This window comes from Actinomyces sp. oral taxon 849 str. F0330, from assembly GCF_000239715.1.
Taxonomy (GTDB): domain Bacteria; phylum Actinomycetota; class Actinomycetes; order Actinomycetales; family Actinomycetaceae; genus Actinomyces; species Actinomyces johnsonii.
In genome coordinates this window covers 100987-102697 of the sequence record NZ_JH470357.1, presented here as the reverse complement: position 1 = coordinate 102697, position 1711 = coordinate 100987, and the positions used below count along the sequence as shown (strand labels likewise).

Here is a 1711-nt window from a genome sequence, read left to right as displayed (position 1 = left end):
GACGCCGACGCCTGGGAGCGGCGCCGACGCCTCCTGCTCGCCCCGGTCTCGCTGCGCAGCGTCGGCGACGCCGTCCTGGCCGCCGCCTCCCTGGTGGAGGCCGCCGAGTCCGAGGCCAAGGAGGCCACCGCCGAGCGCGACGCCCGCGAGAAGGCCGAGCTGACCCGCGCACTCGGTCTGGAGAGCGATGGGAAGATCCCCGCTGCCCTGCGCGCCCAGATCCGCCAGCTCGAGGAGGACCAGAAGCGCCGCGCCAAGCGCGCCCGCACCGACGTCCTGGACCGGGCCATGATCGACCTGCTGTCCTTTTACCGCGACGTGCTTACCACCCAGATGGGCAGCGGCGTCGAGCGCGTCAACCTCGACCTGGCCGAGGCCATCGACCAGGCAGCCCGCACGACGAGCCCCGAGCAGTCCCTGGCCCGTATCAGCGCCATCGAGGAGTGCCGTGGCCGCCTGCGCTCCAACGCCGCCCCTCTGCTGGCCGTCGAGGCCCTCATGGTCCAGCTGCGGCCCCAGGCCGAGTCGACGCCAAGGCAGTTGCCATGAGATGTGAAAGGGGCGTTGTATGACGGCAACGCACTTCGGGGATGGCAATCCTGCCACCCCGCGGTTTCAGCCGATCGTCCGCCGGTCGAGCCCGCAGGAGCAGGTCATCGCCTGGGGGCTCATTGTCTTTGGCTTCCTGGGGCTGGTCATCGGGTTGGCGATCATGAGGTACGGGCTCTACCGGGAGGTGCTCATCTGCGCGATTGCGTCGACACTCTGCTTCCTCATGGGGTACCTGACTCTGCGGCCGCGGACGGTCTTCGACCGCTCCGGCATCCACAGTCGGACGGCACTGCGTTCCTACGACATCGCCTGGCCCGACTCCCGAAGCGACTTCGTCGTCGGCCGGTACGCCCACTCCATTCGCCGCCATGTCAGCAGCGGGGCTCCGAGTGTCTACGCGAAGGTGCGCAGCAACGGCGACGTGGTGGAACTGGGAGGGATGATCACCCGGGCGGCCACCGAGGCCAGGGCGCACCAGCTCATGGAAGTCGAGCTCGATCGGATATGGATCTGGGCCGCGTCCTGGGGCCTGGTAAGTCCTGACAACCCCGAGGGCAATAGGCTCGGCGAGGGAGAGGACAACGGTCCGTCTCATCCCTGAGGCGGATCGTGCACCTGTCGGTTGGTTCATATGATGCCGCCTATGGAAATGAGAATAAGACAGCGGAATCGTCGAAATGATGTCAATTCTGCGGTGATGAACAGGACCGGGCGAGCCGAAAGCGCTCGGGGTGCCGGGCGTCGTCGATTGGCTGCTGGGGTGCTGGCTGCTGTGTCCGGTGTGTGTTTGGGGGTGGGGGCCGGTGCGGTTCCTGCTGTCGCGGTGCCGGCGGCTCCGGCTGTGGCTGTGAAGGCTGCGGTTCCCAAGGGGTTGGAGTCTTTCTACGGTCAGACGGTGGAGTGGTACGACTGCGGTGCCACCGGTGGGATGGAGAAGTCTGCGGAGGCGACGGCCTTCAAGTGCGCCAAGGTGAAGGTGCCGTTGGATTACTCCCAGCCCGATGGTCAGACCATTGAGATTGCCATGAAGAAGCATGTGGCCACCGGTTCGATCCATCGGGGCAGCCTGTTCATCAACCCGGGCGGCCCGGGTGGGTCCGGGGTCCAGTACGTCGAGGCCGCTGCGGAGACGGGCTTCGCCGGTGTGCAGGGCTCCTAC

The 1711-nt window shown here is 67.1% G+C and carries 1 protein-coding gene and 2 pseudogenes; all 3 read left to right on the top strand.

Annotated features, from left to right (window positions below; translation table 11 throughout):
- A pseudogene (locus HMPREF0975_RS12015) lies at window positions 1-549 on the top strand (DNA polymerase III subunit delta'); the annotation flags it as partial.
- 19 nt (window positions 550-568) lie between these two features.
- On the top strand, window positions 569-1153 hold the full coding sequence (locus tag HMPREF0975_RS12010) for a hypothetical protein (RefSeq protein ID WP_009234453.1): 585 nt from the start codon (window positions 569-571) through the stop codon (window positions 1151-1153).
- A 96-nt stretch (window positions 1154-1249) separates the two neighbouring features.
- Window positions 1250-1711, top strand: a pseudogene (locus tag HMPREF0975_RS16290) (alpha/beta hydrolase); the annotation flags it as partial.